The organism is Shewanella sp. MF08487, from assembly GCF_050848685.1.
GTDB classification, from domain to species: domain Bacteria; phylum Pseudomonadota; class Gammaproteobacteria; order Enterobacterales; family Shewanellaceae; genus Shewanella; species Shewanella glacialipiscicola.
The window spans coordinates 49,684-71,636 of record NZ_JBOZPB010000012.1; the positions used below are offsets into that span (position 1 = coordinate 49,684).

Sequence of the window (21,953 nt, forward strand, 5' to 3'; positions counted from 1 at the left end):
GTTATCGGGCAAAACTGCTACACTCTGCGCCACTTATTTTTCCCCTCTGTTCAGCTATGCCTCTTACATAAAGGCGCAGTCACAGAAGCATGATCTAGGCTAAATTTATGGGTAATCCAAGCAGCTTCTCTTCCGGTATGGCATCTAACTCAGTCACATCATCGGCGTTAAATGTTCAGGCGAACACTCCAGCGCAAAAACGTGCGCTCAGTTACGCCAGTACAATTAAGCAATTATTTGATGAAATTCAAAGCAGTAAAATGCCCGCCGACCGTATTCTGGCAAACTACTTTAGAGAACATAAAAAACACGGTTCAAAGGATCGTAAAGTCATTCGTGAATCCTTATTTAGTCTGTTCCGCTGGTGGGGTTGGTTTCAGCGATTAGGCGATCAGCAAGAATCTGCCGTTTATTTTGCCAGCCTAAGCGCCAGTGCCCTATTGGAAGCCCATGCTTGGCAAGATATCGCCACTGCTTGGCATGAGTTATCGCAATCGCCCATCGATTATCAGCAAGCTCAAGCACTTGCCGTTGAAAGTCTCGACGACAAACTGGCACTAATGCAGCATTTATTTCCCACGGCGAAGCTTAAACCACAGGATTTATTACCCGACTGGTTCTGGCAAGTGTGTCCTGTTGATGCTGCGCAGCAAACGCAATTAATTGAGGCTATGTCCAGTCGCCCACCGATTTGGGGCCGCGCACAGGGGATCACTAGCCAAGATGCGGCGACACAACTTCAAGCGCTCGGCATAGATGCAAGTTATGGTCATTACTTTAACGATACCATCAATCTTGGCAGCAAGAGCATGAATCTTAATGAAATCGCCCTGTATAAAGACGGTAACATTGAGATCCAAGATTTGGCTTCACAGGTCATAGGACAAATTTGCGCACCTGAACCCGATGCCCATTGGTGGGATGCCTGTAGCGGTGCTGGCGGAAAAACCCTGCAACTGCGCTCTTTGATGTTAGCTAAAGCGGCTGACAACCAAACGTCATCTGCGGGCAGCATCATATCGTCCGATATTCGCTCCAATGCCCTAGAAGAACTCACTAAACGCGCCCAAAGAGCCCACTTTAACGGCATTAGCGTGGCCCGTTGGAAGAGTGATGCCCTGCCCGTACTTACGGCTCATTTCGACGGTGTGTTAGTCGATGCCCCGTGCAGTTGCACAGGCACTTGGCGACGTAATCCCGATATGCGCTGGTTGGATGGTGTTGAGTCTGTGGCCGATAAAGCTGCGTTACAGCTCGATATTTTAAGCCGCAGTAGCCGCGCAGTTAAGGCCGGCGGCATACTCGTTTACGCCACGTGCTCCTTGTCGCCCATCGAAAATCAAGATGTGGTGACGACATTTTTACAGCAACATCCAGAGTTCACGCTCACGCTGATACGCCACCCTTTTAGCGGTGAACAAACAGAAATGCTGACCGTGTGGCCCTTTGAGGCCAACAGTGATGGCATGTTCGTCGCACGTATGCAGCGCAGCAAGTCACACTAACTCATTATTTTGTATCAAAACTTGGCGCACTTAGTTCTGGGCGCCAACTTCAACTGCATAATATGATTTACGATACTAATAAAATTTACTCTTTTATTATCATTAAGATAAACCACATATCCCCAGTTAAAATCTCAAATGGCTCTATTTCAGTGACAAAATATCGCTCTTGGGCAAAACTTTTCACCATCAATGATGAAATATTTCGCTTTAGCTTCATCTCACCTTTGGGTAAAAAGATCGGGTGCTGCGAATGGCACAGATATTTTTGGAATTTTGACCATGTCACACTCTTATGAATTTGACGACGATGATGCGCCATGGGGCGATAACGTCAAAGGTAAACAAAAGAACAAACGTGTAAAACAACGCCGTAGAGATACAAAGCGTAGTTATTCGGACGATACAGAGGTGAATGTTTATCAGAATAAAACCAAATAACGTGTTTTTAACGAGTTTGCCTACACAAATTTGTACTTTATGAAAGTTGACCCAATCTGAGCAAGTTGCAGTCATTGCAACTTGCTAATTTATTTTAAAAACTCCTCTCCCCTGCTTTATAGTTCATCAAAATCATACATCGAATAGTGTCAGATAAATCTTCAGTTCTAAGCCAAAAATCAAGCGGAAGCAGCTTTGAAGCAATACAAGACTCATCCTAAACTCAGATAACGTTCTCAACTCGAGCAAGATATCATTGTTAACTTAATACACAGCTCATAATCTCAACCAATAAAAAAGTCGGCAAAGGTTGCCCTTAGCCGACTTTTACTAGCAATAAATCATCACTTAAAAGCGGTATTTACCACCAATATAAGCACCATCTTCAAAGGTAAAATCGCGTGCGTGATCGTATTCGAAAGCTATTTTGCGATAACCGACATACAGCGCCATATTTGGCGTTACACGATATTGTACTTTTGAATCCAGCTCGTAGTGGCCATCAACGTCACCAAAGGACAAAACAGAAGGCGCATAATAAGCCGCAGCATGTAAAGAAATCTTTGGTCCCATAGCTAGCACATAGCGACCGCCAACCGATAACGCACTACCATTGGGCGCATAATCAGCCCAAAGTTGGCTTAACTGTGCGCCCACTTCAAAGTGATGCACACCAGAATCGTGGGTCATATGCATTGCACCTTGAGCAATATGGCCGCTCTCATCTCCGTAGATATAACTTAAAACCGCATTCGTATCTTTGTTTAGTTGCAGTTCTAATTCTGTATAAACAACATCATTGTTCAACCCAAGATTAAATTCTGAAGCATTCACTTGCAGCGCCGCTGCACTCAATAATAAGACACTTGCTACTTTGAACTTAGCCATAAAAACACCTCGATAATGACTGTGGGGTAATAAGCGCGGATCATACCGAATAAATAGATAAAAACAGCTTTTTTACGATTAAACACTGAAAAATAGAAATAACCCATGAATAAAGCACAAGTGCGAAACAAATTTACCACACAAAAGAAGCTAAGACTTTTCAGCTAAAAAACATTCCTTCACAGGAATGCGATCGCCAACCAAAGACTGCATCACCTCACTCGCATCAATATCCTCTCTTAGGGCTAAGAAATACCACCCCACGGTATTACCCGTGCCGCGAATACTTAAATAATTATGCCAAAATTGAAAACCTGCTTTTAATAAATTTGCTTTACTTGCAGCGTTTTCGGCGCGAATAGTCGCATATAAGATAGCAATACCCAGCGTCTGTGCCACTTCGATACGCTTTTGGGTGAGCCCTTGCGCAATTCCCCGCCGCCTATGGTGGCGTGATACCACCAAATAACCTAATTCACCGACCATACCCTCGCCCGCTTTAATCGCCGCACACCCAACAATCTCTCCCACAACCGTTTTTGCTAAGATAACAGCGCGAGATTTATAAAAATCATTATGGTTAAGGGGATGGGCATTATCATCGCGGTTATCGATTAACTGTGCAGCTAAAGCTAACTCAGCGGGCACATTACTGATCACAAAATTAATTTTGCTCATAAGCTGACTCAAATAAAACCGTGGTAGACCAGAATGAGTCACTCACTCGGTATCCGTTTATCGTACTGGCATCACTGATAAATCTCGTAATTTTAGAGATACAGTAACGTCGCCATCCCTAAGAAAGTAAAAAAACCAATTACATCGGTCACAGTCGTTAATATCACCGATCCTGACAGCGCCGCATCTTGATTAAACTTCTGCAGCACCATAGGCACCACAACGCCCGCTATCGCAGCAACGGCCATATTAATAAGAATCGCACTGCCTATCACAATGCCGATGGTCACTTCATTGAACCACCAGCCTGCTACTAATCCGATAACGACTGCCCACAACAGCCCATTAACGATACCAATGCCCAATTCGTTCTTCATCAATGAAAAGAGATTACCCGCTGATATCTGTCCCATGGCCATACCGCGGATCATCAGCGTCAACGACTGACTGCCTGCGATACCGCCCATAGATGCCACTATCGGCATCAATACTGCCAGAGCAACAACTTGAGATAATACATTTTCAAATAAACCTATGGTCGCGGAGGCGAGAAAAGCCGTCAGCAAGTTTATTCCCAGCCATACCGCACGGCGCTGAGCGCCTTTCATAATAGGAGCAAACAAGTCGTCGGATTCGTCCATACCTGCCGTTGCCATCAATTGCGCCTCATAGTGCTCGCGCACTAATGCGGTTGCCGTACGCAGAGTCACACGGCCAATCAGTTCGCCTGACTCATCGATAATAGGTAATTCAATTTCGCGGCTATGCTCTATCGCTTCAGCGGCTTCAAGTAAGCTAGTGTCGGCAGATAAAGCGCGACTGTCATCAGCCAATAACGAAATCAATAATTCATCGGGATTATGTTTAAAAATATCATAACGACGCACGGTACCTTGATACCTGTCTTTATCATCGACGATAAACAAATTATCGTTACAGTCGAGTTCTATACGGCGAAAAAAACGCTGTGCTTGAGCCACACTGGCTTTATCACTGAGCACCAACATCTGGTGATCGGTATAACGACCGATTTCATTCTCAGAATATTTATCATATAACTCAAATCTTTGGCGCTGACGCTCACCCATCTGCGCCAAAGCACGATCTGTAAAACTCTCAGGAAGATAGTCACTCCACTCAATCAAGTCCTCTGGACTGAGCTGCGCAAATAGTAAATCCACTTCTTCACTAGGCATCCGCTTTAGGATCCCCATGCGAGGATCTGCACGCATTAAGCTCAATACCGTTACGCGATCGGCAAACTCAATTTGTTGCCATCGATCATAACGTTCATCTAATGGCAAGGATTCAAGGGCGAGAGCAATAGTTCCTGGCTCTGAATCATTTAAGATGTCATTGAAAACTTCAGCTTGGTCTTCGCCTTCTGCTTCAGTGAGTTGTTGAACAACTTGCCCCACATCGGTTGGCATATTGGTTTCATATTCGGCCTCATGTTCTGTCACACAGATGCCCTTATATTTAGCTACAAAATTATCGTAACTATATTGATAGTGAAGTAAATTAGCAAACGCACAAATAAATTGTGCGCGATTATTTTGTGTATATTTATGTTTAAGTTTATGCTTGTTATTGGGATTTAATGGAGGTGAACATGACGAAAAATATATACAGCCAATCAGCAATAGATATCCAAGGCAACACAGTCAGCTTAGACCTATATCAGGACAAAGTGCTTTTGATCGTTAACACGGCAAGTGAATGTGGATTTACACCGCAATACAAAGGATTAGAAAGACTATACCAACAATATAAAGATAAAGGGTTTGTTATTTTGGGCTTTCCTTGCAATCAATTCGGTGCTCAAGAAAAAGCCGATGAACAGGGTATTCAAGCGTTCTGCGAGCTCAACTTTGGCGTGACGTTTCCACTATTTTCCAAGATAGAGGTCAATGGCGAGCATACCCATCCCCTTTATCAATATCTTAAAAAAGCCGCCCCCGGTGTATTAGGTACTGAAGCCATAAAATGGAATTTCACTAAATTCTTAATTAATCGTCAGGGGGAAGCAATCGAACGCTTTGCCTCAACCACAAAACCAGAAGCGCTCGAAAGTAAAATCGTCGCGCTATTAAAATAATTGATTAGTTATCCATCTGAAATTATTGAACTTATTAATTTTTAAATTTATTTTCATTTTTTATGGAACTTAACCGTACACGCGCCCTCAAATATATTGAACAGTGAATGTCTTTTTCATGTTCATCATCTCCCTGGAGCTTCTAGCGCGGCTCCCTTGACCTAGAAATAGGTCACTAGGCAACCATTTGGTTGCCTTTTTTTATCTCTACGTTTAATTGTAAAATAAATGTACTTCATCGTTATGGAATATAAATTTTGTAAAAAGATGATATTTTTTCTGTTCTAAAGGAACTTAATCAAAAACCATGACTCTGAGTATATGTAAGGATTAACGGATAAGATTAAATGCACATTGAACTATGGAATTGTTTATCGTTTCATTATTTCAAATGACACAGTTTCTGTTTTATCACATTTTATCTTATGAGTTAATCGTTCATCATCATCTCCCTTTTGGGACACTGTAGAAAACACGCTAGCGCACTGAATTCTATTGGTATCCCGCACTGATTTACTTGTGGCAACCATTGGTTGCCATTTTTTTTGCTTATTTTACTCAGCACTTATATTTAATGCTTTGTCGAGCTGTGCTTGAATCGATGGGTGATATGTCGGACGGGCTTTAGCATAAATGCCAGCTAACTCTTTATGGTATCCAGCAACTTGCAGCTCCGCATAAAGAGAGCGCACAAATTTACCTCGTCCGATACGGTTTAAAAAAGCACTTAAGGTCGGTAATATAGGGTCGTAGTGATTACGAATCGCGACTCTAAACCAATCACAGGCTATTTCGGCATTACTTGATTGAGTGAAATGGAAAGTATCGTCCAGATCCATCAATTGTATTTGGCTGATGACTTCAGGTAATTGGCTCAGAAAATATTGCCAATGATGTACGCGCCACCCCTTAACCATTAAGCGATTCGCAGCGGTGCCTTGCAAAAACAGCGCAAGCGCATCATCCACTTTGTCTAAACTCGATGAAGTCGGCGCACAATAACCCTTGGGCAAACCTTCACCATAAATCCAAGTTAATAACTCTGCTTCAGTGATTTTATCTGGGTGTAATTGCAGTAAGGTTTGCTTTGCATATTCAACAAACACCTCTGTAGTTATTGCTTGAAAGGCAAACTGCTTCACGTAGTTGAATAAGAATGCATCGAACGCTATTCGTCCCAGCCTGCGCTCTAAATCATGGACGAACATCGACGCTTTATCGTAAGTAAAACGATTGAAAGCTAAGTTAGGATCGTCCCGTTGCACATTGGAAGGCAAGGTTTGCTTATCCTTAGGCAAAGATGCCATTTCCTCTTTTAAGCGCCCAAACTCAAGCACCCATTCAAGTTCAGCCTGCTCTTTGCCATAAACGGCCTCGACGATACGATTCGTAAAATAGGTGGTAAACCCTTCATTTAACCAAAGATCACGCCAAGTCGCATTACTCACTAAATTCCCCGTCCACGAATGCGCTAACTCATGGGCAACGGTGGATACTAAACTCTTATCTCCTACAATAAGTGTGGGCGTTAAAAACGCTAAACGGGGATTTTCCATACCACCAAAGGGGAAACTCGGAGGCAAAATAATCATATCATAGCGACCCCACGCGTAAGGGCCGAGTAATGATTCGGCAACCTCCAGCATATATTCGGTATCTTCAAACTCCGCAGCGGCAGCACTGAGCATGCTCGGTTCAGTGTATACGCCACACCTTAGGCCTACGGTTTTAAAAGCGATATCGCCCACCGCCAGCGCCATTAAATGCGTGGGAATAGGCAATTCCATTTCAAAATAAAACTCACCATCCAGTGGCGTTTGAGGGGAGTTCATCGCGCTCATGACAGCCCGCATTCCTTTAGGGACTTGCACCTTAGCATCGAAAGTAATACGTGCCTTAGGCGTATCTTGCAAAGGAATCCAACTGCGAGCATTTATGGGTTGGGACTGGCTAAAAAGATAAGGTAAACATTTCCCAGCAGTTTGTTCGGGCATTAACCACTGTAGCCCTTGGGCTGTGGGAGAGGTTTGATAGAAAATACACACTTTTTCGCAATAAGGCTTTGGCAAATGGATACACAGTTTTCGCCCTAAAATGGGATTCATTTCACTAAATACATAATCAAGCGGTTCATCATTCGCCGCTGTAACAGAAAGTACGGTCAAATCTCGGCTATCAAGCCATAATTCAGTCACCTTATGTTCAAGATAGTTTAAGGTCAAAGTCGCAGAACCAGAAAGACGCTGCGCGTCAAAATCGACCACTAAGTCGAGCGATACATGGGTGACTTGCACTTGCTCCGTATTGGCAAAAGAATGGTAATCTAGGGTTAAATCTAAGTTGGGGCTATTCGTTAATCTGCCTTTAGCTCGCTTGTTTAGCTTTAACTGACTGTTTGTTGATTGGACCACTGTCGCCTCGATAACTAAGTTCTGAATTGCAGCGCCGACTTGTTATGACGCAGCCTTTAATGATTGATGTCAAAATCACATTATCAACGGCAAATTTACTCAGAAGCAAATGACAATCACGCTTTTTATGCTGTTATCGACATGTTGCAGGTGACTTTTTTGTAACCATTAGTATGCTAATGCGATTGCTAAACGGTGTTCTATTGTTAGCCCATGGGATCTGCATTCGCAACCGTCACTGTCACAGTTAATGCCAATAAATATGCGCAACATGGCTAATCATGTATTCGAGCTAATGTTAAAAAAAATTTATTTAAAATATTTCGCAGTTTCGCTGAACTAATTTAATCATCTTGAGTCTGATATTGTGAACCGAATTTTTGCAATGATTGTTTGTGTTCATCATCATTCTCCTTTAGATGGTTTCTAGCGCGACCATCCCAAGATTCCGATTTGGAATTTACAGCAACCTATTTAGGTTGCTTTTTTTATGCCTTTTATCTCACCGTATTGCTGTTTAATGATCGAAGCTTAGTCGCGGTAAAAAAACTAAAATGCCAGCACGCTTAACTTAGATAAAATATTTTACTTAACCTGAACTCGGGATAGTGGCAGTGGTAACTGATTAATCTTATTACCTTATCCACAAAATTAACTCTAAAGAGGTTGTTTTTCCGTTATCAAGGCAAGTTTGCGTGCCTAATAGCAGGCTATTAGTTAGTAGCAAAGTTAACGTAGATAAAGGGGAAAATAACCTGTAGAGACACAGAGCTTATCCCGAGTTAAGGTTACTTATCACTAAAACAAAAAAGGATCTCCGAGGAGATCCTTAATTATCAGGCGCTTTAGTTTACAAACTGATACCGACTTGTTCTAAATCTTTGGCAACGACGCTCTTAGGCACGGTCACATAGCCATCTTTCTCAACCACTTGCTGACCTTGCTTAGACAAAACATAACGTAGGAATTCTTTTTCCATTGGTGCTAAGTCTTTGTTTGGTTGCTTGTTCACGTAAACATATAAGTAACGTGATAGCGGATAAGTACCGTTAGCCGCATTTTCAGCCGTTGCTTCAATAAACTCGTTACCTTTTTTAGCAATCGCAACCGCTTTAACACCGGCCGTTTTATAACCAATTCCAGAGTAACCAATGGCATTCAAAGATTGAGATACTGATTGCACCACAGAGGCTGAACCCGGTTGCTCATTTACGTTAGCTTTAAAGTCACCTTTACAAAGCGCGTGCTCTTTAAAGTAACCGTAAGTGCCCGATACTGAGTTACGACCGTAAAGTTGAACGTCTTTCGCAGACCAGTTACCGTCTAAGCCTAAATCACCCCAACGTTGGATATCGCTGCTACCACACTTGTGCGTAGATGAAAAAATACCATCAACTTGCTCAAGGCTTAATCCTTTTATTGGATTGTCTTTGTGTACGAAAACAGCTAAAGCATCGATAGCAACACGAATAGCAGTAGGCTTATAGCCGTAATGCTTTTCAAACGCTTCTATTTCATTAGGCTTCATCTTACGGCTCATTGGGCCAAATTGTGAGGTGCCTTCAGTTAATGCCGGTGGCGCAGTGGAAGAACCCGCCGCCTGAATTTGAATATTCACGTTAGGATAAATATGCTTAAACTCTTCAGCCCACAGTGTCATCATGTTGGCTAAGGTATCTGAGCCTACCGATGATAAATTGCCTGACACACCACTGGCTTTTTCATAAGTTGGCAAAGATGCATCTACCGATGCCATCGCAGTGGCAGAGAATACACCCGCGGCTGTAAAGGCCATTGCGCCGACAAGTTTTTTCAGTTTCATTATGTGCTCCAGTAATAAGCTAACTAATTTGTAACTTAAGTTTCTTCAGACGCAGCCAGTATCAATCGCTACAATGACAATTCTATGTCTGTGATGTGACACTTAGATGACAATGTAATCTTTTTCGCTTTTTGTTGTCATTTATTGAACATAATGTCTGAAAACGAAAAAACAGGCTCTAATCGCCTGTTTTTATAGCAAATATTGATAATACCAAATCAGCTATTTTATTTTTTTACGTTCGATAAGATGCTGCGGGATCACAAAACTAAAAATGCTGCCCTTACCTACCTCACTCTGGATATTGAGTTCACTATGATGATGACTCAGCGCATGTTTAACTATCGAAAGCCCTAAACCACTACCACCCGTTTGCCTTGAGCGTGCACTGTCTACCCGATAAAAGCGCTCAGTTAATCGTCCTGTGTGCTGGGCGGCGATACCTTCACCGGTATCGGTGACACTAAAGAGCCCTCCGGTTGCAACACTGCGCCACTGCACGGTGATTTTACCGCCGGGTTCAGTGTAACGAATGGCATTAGAAATCAAATTAGAACAAGCACTTCTCAGTTGTAATTCATTCCCGTGGGGATTAAGACCCGGCTCACAATAGAAACTTAGCTCGTATCTGTCTTGTGCCAATGCTTTTGCTTCCTCCTTAAGCACCTCGATTAACTGATTCATATTAACCGTATTTTCAAGATTAATATCCGCCGCATCTTCAATCCGCGATAGTACTAAAAGCTGTTCAACCATTGATTGCATACGCTTTGTCTGCTGCTGCATTAATATCAACGGCTTAATATTCAGTGAATCGGCCTCTTCCATGCTCTGCATCATTTCAAGGTAACCCTGCAGCACAGTCAGCGGCGTTTTTAGCTCATGTGACACATTGGCGACAAACTCTTTACGCATGCCTTCAAGCTGACGTATGCGGGTAATATCCCGAGCAATGAGAAGTAATTGCCTATCGCCATAAGCCATAATACGAATTTCGAGTAATCGTCTTTCAGACACAGGAGAGGGCAACTCCAGTGGCTCTTGGTATTGTGCAGTTTTAATATAAGCGGAAAAGTCAGGATGACGGATCAAGTTATCAATGCGCTGACCATTATCCTGTGGCCACACAAAACCGAGAATGAGTTGCGCTAACTTATTGCACCATAAGATATTATGCTCTGAATCAAGCACCACAGCGGCATCGGGCAGGGCTTCTGCACCTTGGCGAAATCGCGCCAGTAATGTGGCGAGTTGACCAACTCGTCGACGATTTTTCCCTTGAAGCCGATAAATGCCGTTAAACACCCCTTCCCAGCTCCCACTGCCCTGCGGCGGTGTGAGTTTTCTATCTTGCCATAACCAAAAGTTAAGCCGGGATAGCTGCCGATAATGCCAGATAATTAATCCTAGCATGCCGATAATAAGCATCCAGAGGGGCTTACCTATCAATAAACCGATAAATGCACAAAGCAGTAAGAACACGGCTAAGCGCGTAAACAACCGGTACCCAGAATAAGCGTTAGACATAAATAAACCCAAACATCTTATCTAAATAAGAGGAGCACAAGATAGCGTAAAAACTAACTTGTACCAATCACTTATTCGGTACTAGATGCGCGTAGAAAAACGATAACCAGCACCACGAACTGTCTGGATCAAGCGGTCATGTCCGTATTCTTCAACTGCTTTGCGCAGCCGCCTAATATGCACATCCACGGTTCTGTCTTCAACATACACGTTAGTGCCCCATACATTATCGAGCAATTGTTCGCGGCTGTAGACACGTTCAGGATGGGTCATAAAAAAGTGTAATAAACGAAATTCGGTTGGGCCCATATCTAATACCACCTCACCCACACTCACCCTGTGGCTCACAGGATCAAGCATCAATCCCTGCACATCGATAGTGTCCTCTAAACGAGTCGGCGCACTGCGACGCAATACGGCCTTAATACGTGCGACCAGCTCTTTAGGGGAAAAAGGTTTAGTGATGTAATCATCGGCGCCAACTTCGAGGCCTTTGACTTTATCTTCCTCTTCACCGCGGGCGGTTAACATAATGATCGGAATTTGGCGCGTAAACTCATCTTGCTTTAAGCGTTTCGCCAATTGAATACCACTTCCGCCAGGAAACATCCAATCCAATAAAATCAGATCGGGGTAAGGCTCCTTTAGCAGCGCAATGGCCGAATCAAAATCTTCCGCCGCAGAGGTTGTAAACCCATGCTGTTCCATTACAAAAGTCAGCATCTCGCGGATGGCTAACTCGTCTTCTACTATCAATATCCTTGCAGTCATAAGTGATTTTCTGTCAGTGAATGTCAACACAGCTATTATTAGTCATTTTTATTACAGATTTATGAATAAGCACGCCGCTTGAGCCATATAGTAGTAATATTTGTAATAATAAGTTTATATAACTGTTTGTTTATAGCAATAAAAAAGGAGGCTATATGCCTCCTTAATTGAGTTTTAATGCTGGATTTAGAATTTGTGTTCTAAGCCAACACCAATGTATTTGTCATCATCTGTAGACGCTTCTAACGAACGGTTCGTGTAGAAAGCGAATAGTTTAGTTGGCTTACCTAAGCTGTAGTCTGCACCTACCGACCATGAATCACCAAGGTCTTCCATGTCTTGGAACTGAGCTTTTAAAGTAACAGCATCGATATCATAGGCAGCGCTTAATAGATAGCCGTTAGCACTTTCTGCAGTGACTTCAACTGGCATCGACGTTGCAGAATCATATTTATAGGTTTGCTCTTGTTGCTGGTACATACCACCCAGTTTAATACCGGCTAACTTAGCTTGTAAGCTGGCACGAACAATCTCATATCCAGACACATCTGAGTCATAGGCAAGAGATGCATAAACGGGTGTTTTCTTCAGTTTCGCATCACCATACATGGCCGCTAAGCTAAAACCATCTTGAGCAAATTGACCTTTTACATCATTTCCTTCGGCAACATAGGTAACACCGAATACAAAATCACCAAAGGAAGGCGTAAGGTAAGTTGCCGTTTGAGCAGCGCGAACTTCACCCTTGAACAGCTTACCTAAGTCACCTGAAAGGTCGTTAAACTGATCAACATCACCTTGAGAAATTTTCAACAAGGTATCATTACGACCCACAGAGAACGAACCAAATGCGCCTTTCAAACCAACAAATTGGTTACGTGCAGTAAAGTTATCGCTTGATGCTGCACCTGTATCAACTTGATATTCCACTGTGTAGAAGGCTTCCAGCGAGCTAGATAGCGCAAAATCACCCTTCACACCAAAACGAGAAGCATTACTTTGAATAGTTGTTGTAGCATCACCTTTCTCATCATTTGATTGAGCAGTGACATTCAACTTACCATAAACAGTCAGTGGCTCAGCGGCATTAGCTGAAGCCAGAGTTGCAGAAGCTAGCGCAGAAGCAAGTAGAGTTTTACAAAAAACGTTCATCATTTAATCCTTTCGACGTTATGTTCGTCTTGGTTATTGGTTTGGAACGACCGAAAGTGTGCAATGAATGTGTTTCAATTTTATTTCAATTGTGACCATTAACGTTGGCGCGCAAAAAAGCTGACGCGAAGCCAGGCACAAAACCCAGTGAAAATGCAGGCTGCAGCTAAGCTAATTATTATGTTACAGTTTAATGAATTCTGATCTTCAGTTAAAAATCAGCTATTGAACACAGGTTTACCCCGCCCAAACTATGCCGTAAACTGCCACTTTAATTTTCAATGAGCGCCTCTTATGTGGTTTAAAAATCTTACTCTTTATCGTTTCAATAAACCTTTTGCCGTCGAAACCGAAGCGCTAGAAACTGCGTTGGCCGATTTCACGTTCTCCCCCTGCTCAAGCCAAGATGTCAGTAAATTTGGTTTCTCAAATGCGTTAGGCAAAAAAGGCAGTTCTTTGGTCCATAGCGCAGACAATCGCCATCTGATCTGCGTGACTAAAGAAGAGAAAATTCTGCCAGGCCAAGTCATCAAAGAAGCCTTAGAAGAAAAAGTAGCTCTTATTGAAGATGAAGAAAATCGTAAACTGGCGAAAAAAGAAAAAGATGCGCTAAAAGATGAAATCATCACTAGCCTGCTGCCACGCGCTTTTTCGCGCCGAAGCCAAACCCACGCCTTGATTTTGCCTGAGCTAGAAATGATCCTCGTTGATAGTTCAAGTGCCACTAAGGCCGAAGAGTTATTAGCGTTATTACGTAAAGCTCTCGGCAGTTTACCTGTGATCCCACTGAGTTTTAAAGCGCCAGTCGAATCCAATTTAACTGAATGGTTAAAACTTGGCAGCGCGCCATTACCCTTTGAAATGCAAGACGAAGCCGAGCTCAAATCTGAAGCTGATGAAGGCGGAATTGTACGCTTTAAGCAGCAGGATTTGAAAGAAGACGAAGTGTTAGCTCACTTAGCAACGGGTAAGCAAGTACACAAGTTAGCGCTGCATTTCGGCCAATCGATTGCACTATTATTGCAATCGGATGCCAGCGTGAAACGCCTTAAATTCTCTGAAGAATTTAGAGCTGGGAACGATGAAGTCGGCACTGACGATCCTATGGCCCGTTTAGATGCAGACTTTGCCCTAATGGGCAGCGAATTAGTCGCCTTGATGCATGCACTCGTGGCCGCCCTTGGTGGACTCGAAGACGCACAAGTTTAAGCAAAACTCGTTAAGCAGACGAGATCTGCAACTCGCTTGTTAGACTGAGTCGTACAAGATAAGAAAAGGCGCCTCCATCAAAATAATGGTTGTGCCTTTTTTATGACGATTTCACTTTAGGTGGCTTTAAGACAAAGGCATTTAGATACTAAATATGAAGCCCTAACCACATTAAGCTTTAGTCGCTAACTCGCCTTTATTGTCAAACGGCCAATCAATGCCTAACCAAGTCTTGAAGAAAGCTTTTTGCTGTTTAGTCGCTTTTGCATCCCCCTTGAGCACTAGCTTACCGCTTTGTTGCTCGCCAAAGATGAGCTGTACTTGCTTGATTTTATCGTTGCTAAATAATGTCACCTCTACACTATCGCCAACCTTAAAGTCCTTGATGCGCTTATCAAAACCCGCAGCAGTCACCTTGAGACCATTAATGGCTAATACTTCATCCCCCGCAACTATACCCGCTTGCCAAGCAGGACCATTACGCAACACTTGGTCTAACACTAAAGAGCCATGGGAACTGCTCAAGGTCATGCCCGCAAAGGCTTCAGCTTTTGAATCTTTGTCATAGGACATCACTAATCCTGCCTGCGATAACAGCGCCGGGAAATCTAAACTCATTGGGCTATTTACGTGTGCCTGCCACCAAGGCGCATAATCTTTGCCGGATAAATCCTTGAGGATATGCTGCACATCGCTAACACCATAGCCCTTTGGCACACGGTGTTCTTGATATAAACGGCGATGCACATCGCGGTATGAATACTTAAGTGTTGTATCTTGTAGCAGCGAGAAATCTAACGCTAAAGAAGTTAAGTAACCCTCAGAATAGATATTCACACTGTGGTTAATGGCATAATCGCCGCCCGTGCGACTCCACTCTCCAGCACTTGCCTCGGCTACAGATTGAGTTTCGCGCCCTGGATTGAGTTGGTTTTTTTCAACACGTATAGCTAAGTCTTCGAGGAACTCTTTAGGCGTCATCACCCCTGCACGTAGCAGTAGCTGGCCTTGGAAATAGCTAGTGGAGCCCTCAGCCATCCACAATAATTCGGTCATATTTTCATGCTGATAATCGTAAGGCACGAGCCCCGCAGGGCGATACGCTTTCACGTTCCAAGTATGAATAAACTCATGGGATGCTGTACCGATAAAGCGCAGGTAATCTTTGCGCTCACGGAAACTAAAACGCGGTAATTGGATAACAGTAGAGTTTATATGTTCTGTCGCGCCACTGGCGCCACTCGTTGCATGCACCATATACATGTAACGATCAAAAGGATAATCATCCCAAATCACCTTGGCTTGACCGCTTAAGGCGGTTAAATCCTTAACGATTTTTTCGACGTCATAATTCCCCTCCCCCCAAAACACCAATTCATAGTTTTTACCATTAGCACTAAATTGTTTATGGGTACTCACACCAGTTTCAATCGGGGAGTCGATCAACACATCATAATTAGGGGCAATAAAGGAATGAGCGGCCTTACCCGATGACATCCCAGAGTAACTTTGCCAAGTTTCAGGCACATTTAATTGAACGGAAATGGGCTCCGCGCGAAATTGCGGGCTATACATAAATACGCCGCTGGCATCTAAAAAAGCGTGGCTCGCATCTATATGGCGCACTCTTTGGCCTAATTCATTGGCATACAATTGATAACTAATGGTCACGCGGGTTGGCTGCTTGAGCGCAACTAGCCACTCTCCACTTGCCGTGCGTCTCCAAGGCAGTTCATCGCCTTGGCTGTCTTTAGCGCTAAATAAACGCACACCATCGGCCAAAGGCAATACTTGATATTTGCCCGTCCGCCACACTGGCAGATTCACCGTAAAATCGGTGGTATTCACCTCAGGAAAAGTGACACTCACTTGGGCAATATGATGCTCGGGTTTAACGAGCTCGATTTGATATTTCACATCGGCCAAGACTTGGCCTGAAAATAACGCACTTAATACCAATATAGATAATCTGCTAGCTTCCACTCTTGCTTCCTTCTGTTATTATGCTTCTTATAATTTTCCCAAGTATAACAAGTCGATGTAGCATCCTCATTAGGCGCTAACAAAAGCTAACAAAATAAGCTCCTTGACTTGAGGAATGAGGAACTACGGCTCAAATGCAAAAACTCACGGTTATTTTATTGACTTTATTACTGTCGCTTTCATTTAGCGTACAAAGCAGAGATTTCGAAGCTGATGAAGTTGAGTTAAGGGAAACACCACAGCAAATGTATAACGTGCTGAGCCAATCGATTTCCTTTCCCATTATTTTTCAAAACCGTGAGCAATTTGAACGTGTAGCCAAAGAACAAGGCTATAGTACTGCCGATTTTGAGCATATATTGTATTTGCTTGCTCGACTAAATATGGAGCATAACGTCAAAACCAACGGCGGTATAAAAGACGCCAAAAATATCATTGAATTGCTAACAAAAGCAGCACAATCACCCTATGAGCAAGCTGCCGTGGCAATGTTATATGGTCGCTACCTTGGCCGTGCGGAACAAAAATATCAAGAAGCAATCGGTCAGTACAACCAAGCTCTGACCCGTATTAACGACAGTTATGACGTTAATACACTAATTTTAAAACATAATATTTACGAACACTTAGGTGCATTACATTTATTAATCCGCCAAGAAGTGCCCGCCTTGATGCATTTTCATACTTACCGCGACATTGCTTACAAGCTCAGAAACGATTACTTAATCGCTGCGGCTGAAGCAAGGCTTGGGTTTTATTACCATTTTAATCAGCAACTGACTAAATCATTGCAGCATTATAGTGAGGCGGTTCGTATTTCAAACAGCGCTAACTATCCGTTGATGAAAACCCATCTTCAACTGCAGCTATCAAAGGTATATCGCGATTTAGAGCAGTGGGATGAAGCTCTTAAAAATGCCCACGAAGCCGCAGCAGGCTTTAAAAAAATGGGTAATGATACTTATCTTTCAAGCTGTATGACCGTCATCGCTATAGTCTATGGTAAGCAAGGAGATTGGAATAAAGCGATCGATTATTACCTTAATGCTCAGCAATTAGATGCCAAACGCGGTAACTATATCGCTCAAGGGCTCAACTTCCATAATTTAGGGCAAGCTTACTCAAATATTAATGACAATGTTAACGCCCTTAAATATTTACTGATGTCTAACCAAATATTCAAAGAAAAACAAAGTTATCACTATCTGGTTTATAACGAACTGCTCATTGGCGAAATCGCGCAAAACAATCAAGATTGGCCACTGATGATGAACCATGCGAAGGCCGCATTAACCTTAGCCGTCGATATAAAACTCATCGATGAACAAAAGTCTGCATTGACGCTTATCGCCTTCGCAGCTCAAAAGCTGGGTGAGTTAACGCAAACTATCGACGCCCAAAACCGTATTATTGAGTTAGGTAAAACAGTCGATGAAGCAGATAAAGACACTCCCGCACCGGCCTCAGCCCTTGCAGAGCAGCAACTCAAACTAGAGCTCAACATGCTGCAAGGAAAGCTGACGCTGGCAGAAAAAGAAAGCAGTAACATCAAGATGTTACTGCTAATAAGTAGTATTGTCATTGGTATTTTATTGGTCTTCATTGGCTTTGCACTACATCATAGACGCAAGATTACGGCTGAAAACACAGCGTTAACTCAATTAACTTTGCAAGACCCTTTTACGCATCATTTAGGCTATACGGCGTTATTGGCCCATTTGAGCCATCATCAAGAACCCACTGCAGCATTAGGATTAATTGCTTTTCCCACACTGCTCACGACCGATTTAGACTATGGTCAATACTTTAGCAATACCGTGACCGTACAATTTACCAAACTATTAGCTGAAGCATTAGATACTCCGGTTTATGTAATTCGCCAAGGCGTATTTGCCATTAGGTTCAAGCAAGCGATAGAGCCCATGCAAGTTATTGAGCAAATACGGCATACACTTGATCAACAGCAAATAAAGCAACCTTTGCGCCTAGGTTTTGCACATTTACCCTTTTTGGCCAAATCAGAAATCAAAATGGCGGCTAAGCTAAAATTTGAAGCGGTACAAATGGCTCTCGCATGTGCTTGCAGTTTAGAAGGAGATAATGACTATTATGTCGCCTTCAGAGCGCTCGACTTTGTACCTTTGAGCTTATTTGCAAATCCGCTATTTTTACACCTTGAAAAAGGTATCGAACGGGGCTTAATAAGATTAGAAACCAACGGGACTAAAGAGGATATTCGCTGGCCTTGCTGGGAAAACAACCAAAACCGACAATTACTGGAAAATATTTGATCAATATCAGTAATTAATCACAGAGTCATCGTTAAATCGCATTTGCACTCTACGCCTCGTGTTATAACATTAGTAGCATATGAGTTAACCGCTAATCTCAAGACAAAGGATCGTCATGTTTTTTAGCCTTATAGAGTTAGGACAATACTCAGGATGAAGGATTCAGGCGCTACGGTTTCACAACTTGCTTTGCTGCAACAGAAACTTCATTCGGCAAAACTTGCCCTTGATGAAGTGAATGAAGATAGACAGGCAAAGTTACAAATACTACTGCAATTTATTGGTCACTTAAGTCTCGCCTGCAAAGGGCAAAATCTTGAGCTGGATAATAAACTTGCCAAACTTCGTCATAACTTAAATACGTTTGAACGAGTCGATGAGGCGTTACCTGAATTAGTGGATGTCGAACGTCTGCTAAAAGGCCAATATTATCATGCCATGATACAACTCGAAGAGAGTCGGTCATGTTTGGCTCGTGTTATCCGTCAGCTTCAACGCGTTAATTCGGCCCCCGAACAGCTCAAAAAAGAAATCAAATATTTCAAGCAAGATCTAGATAAGCCTTTTCATACACTGTGGGAATATATTCCTAAAGTTAAACAGATTATTGGTTTCTACGAAACGATATTACAACAACAATTTGGTGAGTCTGAACAACTTGATGTGCAGCCAAAACACCGGCAGCTAGCCCATGAGCTAGCACAAATGATTTCAGAAATAGAGTTTCGCAAAGATCAGCGTGAACAAGTATTAGTGATTAAAGAAATACTTGCCTCTGAAATTGAAATTGATACTTTACTCGATGCATACCACACCATTTTAGCTTTGTTACTCGATAACATTGCCCGTGAAAAGTCAGCATCACAAGAGTTTTTATTTGCACTCAATGATGCGTTAGCGGCAGTACGTGAAGTGGTCAGTGAATCCTACAATCGCAATCAACGTAGCTTCCAACTCAAAACACAACTTAATCGGGAGATTAACACCTACGTCGATAACGTCGGTGAATTCATTATTGAGTCTAACGATATCGTTGCACTGAAAGCCCAGCTGACAACTCAGTTGGTTTCTATCCGTTCAACATTGTCCCGTAAAGAAGCCTTAGAACAAAGAGATCAAGCACTGTTACTTAAATCAATGGAGACCATGCGTAAAGAGCTCAATGAATTAAGTTATGAGGCAAACACCTATAAAGAGCGTTTATTCGAACAACAGAAACTTAATTTGCTCGATAGCTTAACTCAATTGCCTAACCGTGCTGCCTTAGAAGAACGCATGGATATGGAATATCGTAACTATCAGCGCCATAAAACACCGTTATGGGTAGCGATTGCTGATATAGATCATTTTAAAGCCATTAATGACAGCTTTGGTCATAGCACAGGTGATAAAACCCTGCAGGTCATTGCAATGGCATTAAAAAACTCACTACGTAACACTGAGTTTGTGGCTCGTTATGGCGGTGAAGAGTTTGTACTGCTCTTGCCTGATGTCGCTCCAGCTGATATTGCTCAACTTTTAAACAGAGTGCGTGAAAAAGTAAAAAATATACCATTTAAATTTAAGAATCAGAGAATTACGGTTACAGTGTCTATAGGTGCTGCACAAGTGATAGGAAGCGAGCTTATACATGAGACCTTCGAACGTGCCGATGCAGCGCTCTATAAAGCAAAACACGAAAGCAGAGACAGGGTTGTGATTGACGTATAATTAAGCCTCACTATACGTTTTCCCTTATCACTCCTGTCAACACGAAGGAGTGGTAAATGATAGTAAAAGTCAGCCCTAAAGGCAGTATGGATCAGCTTTCACAACTGGAAGTAGATCGACTCAAAAAAAGTGCCCAAAGCCCGTTATACCAGCTATATCGCAGCTGCTCATTAGCGGTACTTGCCGCTGGTTTAAAAACAGATAACTCTAAAGCCCTGTTTGAGCAATATCACGATTTCGACATCCATGTATTACAAAGAGAACGCGGTGTTAAATTAGAGCTAGTTAATCCCCCCGAACAAGCCTTTGTTGATGGCCAAATTATCACCGGCATTCAAGAGCATCTTTTCTCTGTCTTACGCGACATCCTTTATATTAGCGATAGATATAGCGCACTAGAGCACATCAACCTAACCAATGCTCACCACATTACTAATGTAGTTTTCGATATTCTGCGAAACGCACGTGCCATTGCCCCCATGAAAGATCCCAATGTGGTCGTCTGTTGGGGCGGACACAGTATTAATGCCATCGAATATCAATACACCCGTGAAGTAGGTTATCAGCTTGGTTTAAGGGAACTCGACATTTGTACCGGCTGCGGCCCCGGTGCGATGGAGGGCCCAATGAAAGGTGCGGCAATCGGCCATGCTAAGCAACGGATTAAAAATGCGCGTTATATAGGTTTGACTGAACCAAGTATCATTGCCGCTGAGCCACCCAATCAAATCGTCAATGAACTGGTGATTTTACCCGATATAGAAAAACGCCTAGAAGCTTTTGTACGCTTAGGCCACGGTATTATTATTTTCCCCGGTGGCGCTGGCACGGCTGAAGAATTGCTCTATATATTGGGTATTTTACTAAATGAAGATAATCAAGACACTCCGTATCCGCTGATACTCACCGGACCCTTAGAAAGTGCTGATTACTTCATTAAAATTGATGAGTTTATCGGCTCAATCTTAGGGTCTGAGGCGCAGAAGAAGTACCAAATCATTATAGACAATCCCACTGAAGTGGCGCGTATGATGAAAAAAGGCATGGAGCAAGTCAAAGCTTATCGCCGCTCAACCGGCGATGCTTATCAATATCAGTGGGCATTAAAAATTGAGGCAGAATTTCAATTGCCTTTCATCCCAAGTCATCAAGTGATGGCAAATTTAGACTTACACTTTCAAACTGATAAAGCAAAACTTGCAGCCAATCTTCGTAAAGCGTTTTCGGGTATAGTGGCGGGTAACGTTAAATCGGACACTATCAAACAGATTGAGCGCGATGGCCCTTTCCAATTGAAAGGCGATCCGAAACTCATGGACATGATGGATAAACTCTTGAGTGCATTTGTACAACAACAAAGAATGAAACTTCCCGGCAGTGCCTATGTTCCTTGTTACCAGATAGTCAAATAAGCCGTAAAATACACCATTGAATAAACAATAAAATAAAGTCGCGAGTGAAATAAGC

General features: G+C 42.7%; 16 protein-coding genes. 7 read left to right on the plus strand and 9 right to left on the minus strand.

All coding sequences use genetic code 11. The annotated features are described in order from the left end of the window. Window positions 1-107: 107 nt before the first annotated feature. Window positions 108-1,505: an RsmB/NOP family class I SAM-dependent RNA methyltransferase gene (locus ACRN9H_RS10280; protein ID WP_432313572.1), complete on the plus strand. Its 1,398-nt coding sequence runs from the start codon at window positions 108-110 to the stop codon at window positions 1,503-1,505. A 282-nt stretch (window positions 1,506-1,787) separates the two neighbouring features. Continuing rightward, on the plus strand, window positions 1,788-1,946 hold the full coding sequence (locus ACRN9H_RS10285) for a small highly charged protein (RefSeq protein WP_220774647.1): 159 nt from the start codon (window positions 1,788-1,790) through the stop codon (window positions 1,944-1,946). Window positions 1,947-2,294: 348 nt separating this feature from the next. Here the strand turns inward: ACRN9H_RS10285 and ACRN9H_RS10290 are convergent, their stop codons facing one another. From ACRN9H_RS10290 to ACRN9H_RS10300, 3 genes are all read right to left on the minus strand, one after another. Beyond that, a complete protein-coding gene (locus ACRN9H_RS10290; RefSeq protein ID WP_220774648.1) occupies window positions 2,295-2,834 on the minus strand; it encodes a YfaZ family outer membrane protein in 540 nt (179 codons plus the stop codon). 150 nt (window positions 2,835-2,984) lie between these two features. After that, complete coding sequence (locus tag ACRN9H_RS10295) at window positions 2,985-3,512, minus strand: GNAT family N-acetyltransferase (protein WP_432313573.1); 528 nt, start codon at window positions 3,510-3,512, stop codon at window positions 2,985-2,987. A gap of 92 nt (window positions 3,513-3,604) precedes the next feature. Beyond that, on the minus strand, window positions 3,605-4,975 hold the full coding sequence (locus ACRN9H_RS10300) for a magnesium transporter (protein WP_432313574.1): 1,371 nt from the start codon (window positions 4,973-4,975) through the stop codon (window positions 3,605-3,607). Window positions 4,976-5,124: 149 nt separating this feature from the next. Here ACRN9H_RS10300 and ACRN9H_RS10305 point away from each other — a divergent pair, with 149 nt between their 5' ends. Further along, entirely contained in the window at window positions 5,125-5,610 is a 486-nt protein-coding gene (locus tag ACRN9H_RS10305; RefSeq protein ID WP_432313575.1) for a glutathione peroxidase, read from the plus strand. Between the two features lie 554 nt (window positions 5,611-6,164). Here ACRN9H_RS10305 and ACRN9H_RS10310 read toward each other — a convergent pair. The 5 genes from ACRN9H_RS10310 to ACRN9H_RS10330 form a co-directional block, all read right to left on the minus strand. Next, window positions 6,165-7,904: a M1 family metallopeptidase gene (locus ACRN9H_RS10310; RefSeq protein WP_432313613.1), complete on the minus strand. Its 1,740-nt coding sequence runs from the start codon at window positions 7,902-7,904 to the stop codon at window positions 6,165-6,167. A 967-nt stretch (window positions 7,905-8,871) separates the two neighbouring features. Continuing rightward, window positions 8,872-9,843, minus strand: a complete 972-nt coding sequence (locus ACRN9H_RS10315; RefSeq protein ID WP_432313576.1) for a PstS family phosphate ABC transporter substrate-binding protein — start codon at window positions 9,841-9,843, stop codon at window positions 8,872-8,874. 222 nt (window positions 9,844-10,065) lie between these two features. Beyond that, window positions 10,066-11,370 (minus strand): phosphate regulon sensor histidine kinase PhoR, encoded by a 1,305-nt coding sequence (gene phoR / locus ACRN9H_RS10320; RefSeq protein ID WP_432313577.1) that lies wholly within the window; start codon window positions 11,368-11,370, stop codon window positions 10,066-10,068. Between the two features lie 81 nt (window positions 11,371-11,451). After that, on the minus strand, window positions 11,452-12,141 hold the full coding sequence (gene phoB, locus ACRN9H_RS10325) for a phosphate regulon transcriptional regulator PhoB (protein ID WP_432313578.1): 690 nt from the start codon (window positions 12,139-12,141) through the stop codon (window positions 11,452-11,454). Between the two features lie 186 nt (window positions 12,142-12,327). Continuing rightward, entirely contained in the window at window positions 12,328-13,296 is a 969-nt protein-coding gene (locus ACRN9H_RS10330) for a porin (protein WP_432313579.1), read from the minus strand. 291 nt (window positions 13,297-13,587) lie between these two features. Here ACRN9H_RS10330 and rdgC point away from each other — a divergent pair, with 291 nt between their 5' ends. Then, window positions 13,588-14,502 carry a recombination-associated protein RdgC gene (gene rdgC, locus ACRN9H_RS10335; RefSeq protein WP_113941038.1) on the plus strand — a complete coding sequence of 305 codons (915 nt, stop codon included), beginning with the start codon at window positions 13,588-13,590 and terminating at the stop codon, window positions 14,500-14,502. Window positions 14,503-14,673: 171 nt separating this feature from the next. On the opposite strand, the gene ACRN9H_RS10340 is transcribed toward rdgC, so the two are convergent. Continuing rightward, window positions 14,674-16,485 (minus strand): M61 family metallopeptidase, encoded by a 1,812-nt coding sequence (locus ACRN9H_RS10340; RefSeq protein WP_432313580.1) that lies wholly within the window; start codon window positions 16,483-16,485, stop codon window positions 14,674-14,676. A gap of 134 nt (window positions 16,486-16,619) precedes the next feature. Here ACRN9H_RS10340 and ACRN9H_RS10345 point away from each other — a divergent pair, with 134 nt between their 5' ends. The 3 genes from ACRN9H_RS10345 to ppnN all read left to right on the plus strand — a co-directional run bounded on the left by ACRN9H_RS10345 (window position 16,620) and on the right by ppnN (window position 21,898). Beyond that, entirely contained in the window at window positions 16,620-18,776 is a 2,157-nt protein-coding gene (locus tag ACRN9H_RS10345) for a tetratricopeptide repeat protein (RefSeq protein WP_432313581.1), read from the plus strand. Between the two features lie 153 nt (window positions 18,777-18,929). Continuing rightward, window positions 18,930-20,486 carry a GGDEF domain-containing protein gene (locus tag ACRN9H_RS10350; RefSeq protein WP_432313582.1) on the plus strand — a complete coding sequence of 519 codons (1,557 nt, stop codon included), beginning with the start codon at window positions 18,930-18,932 and terminating at the stop codon, window positions 20,484-20,486. 56 nt (window positions 20,487-20,542) lie between these two features. Continuing rightward, on the plus strand, window positions 20,543-21,898 hold the full coding sequence (gene ppnN / locus ACRN9H_RS10355; RefSeq protein ID WP_432313583.1) for a nucleotide 5'-monophosphate nucleosidase PpnN: 1,356 nt from the start codon (window positions 20,543-20,545) through the stop codon (window positions 21,896-21,898). The last annotated feature ends 55 nt before the right edge of the window (window positions 21,899-21,953 follow it).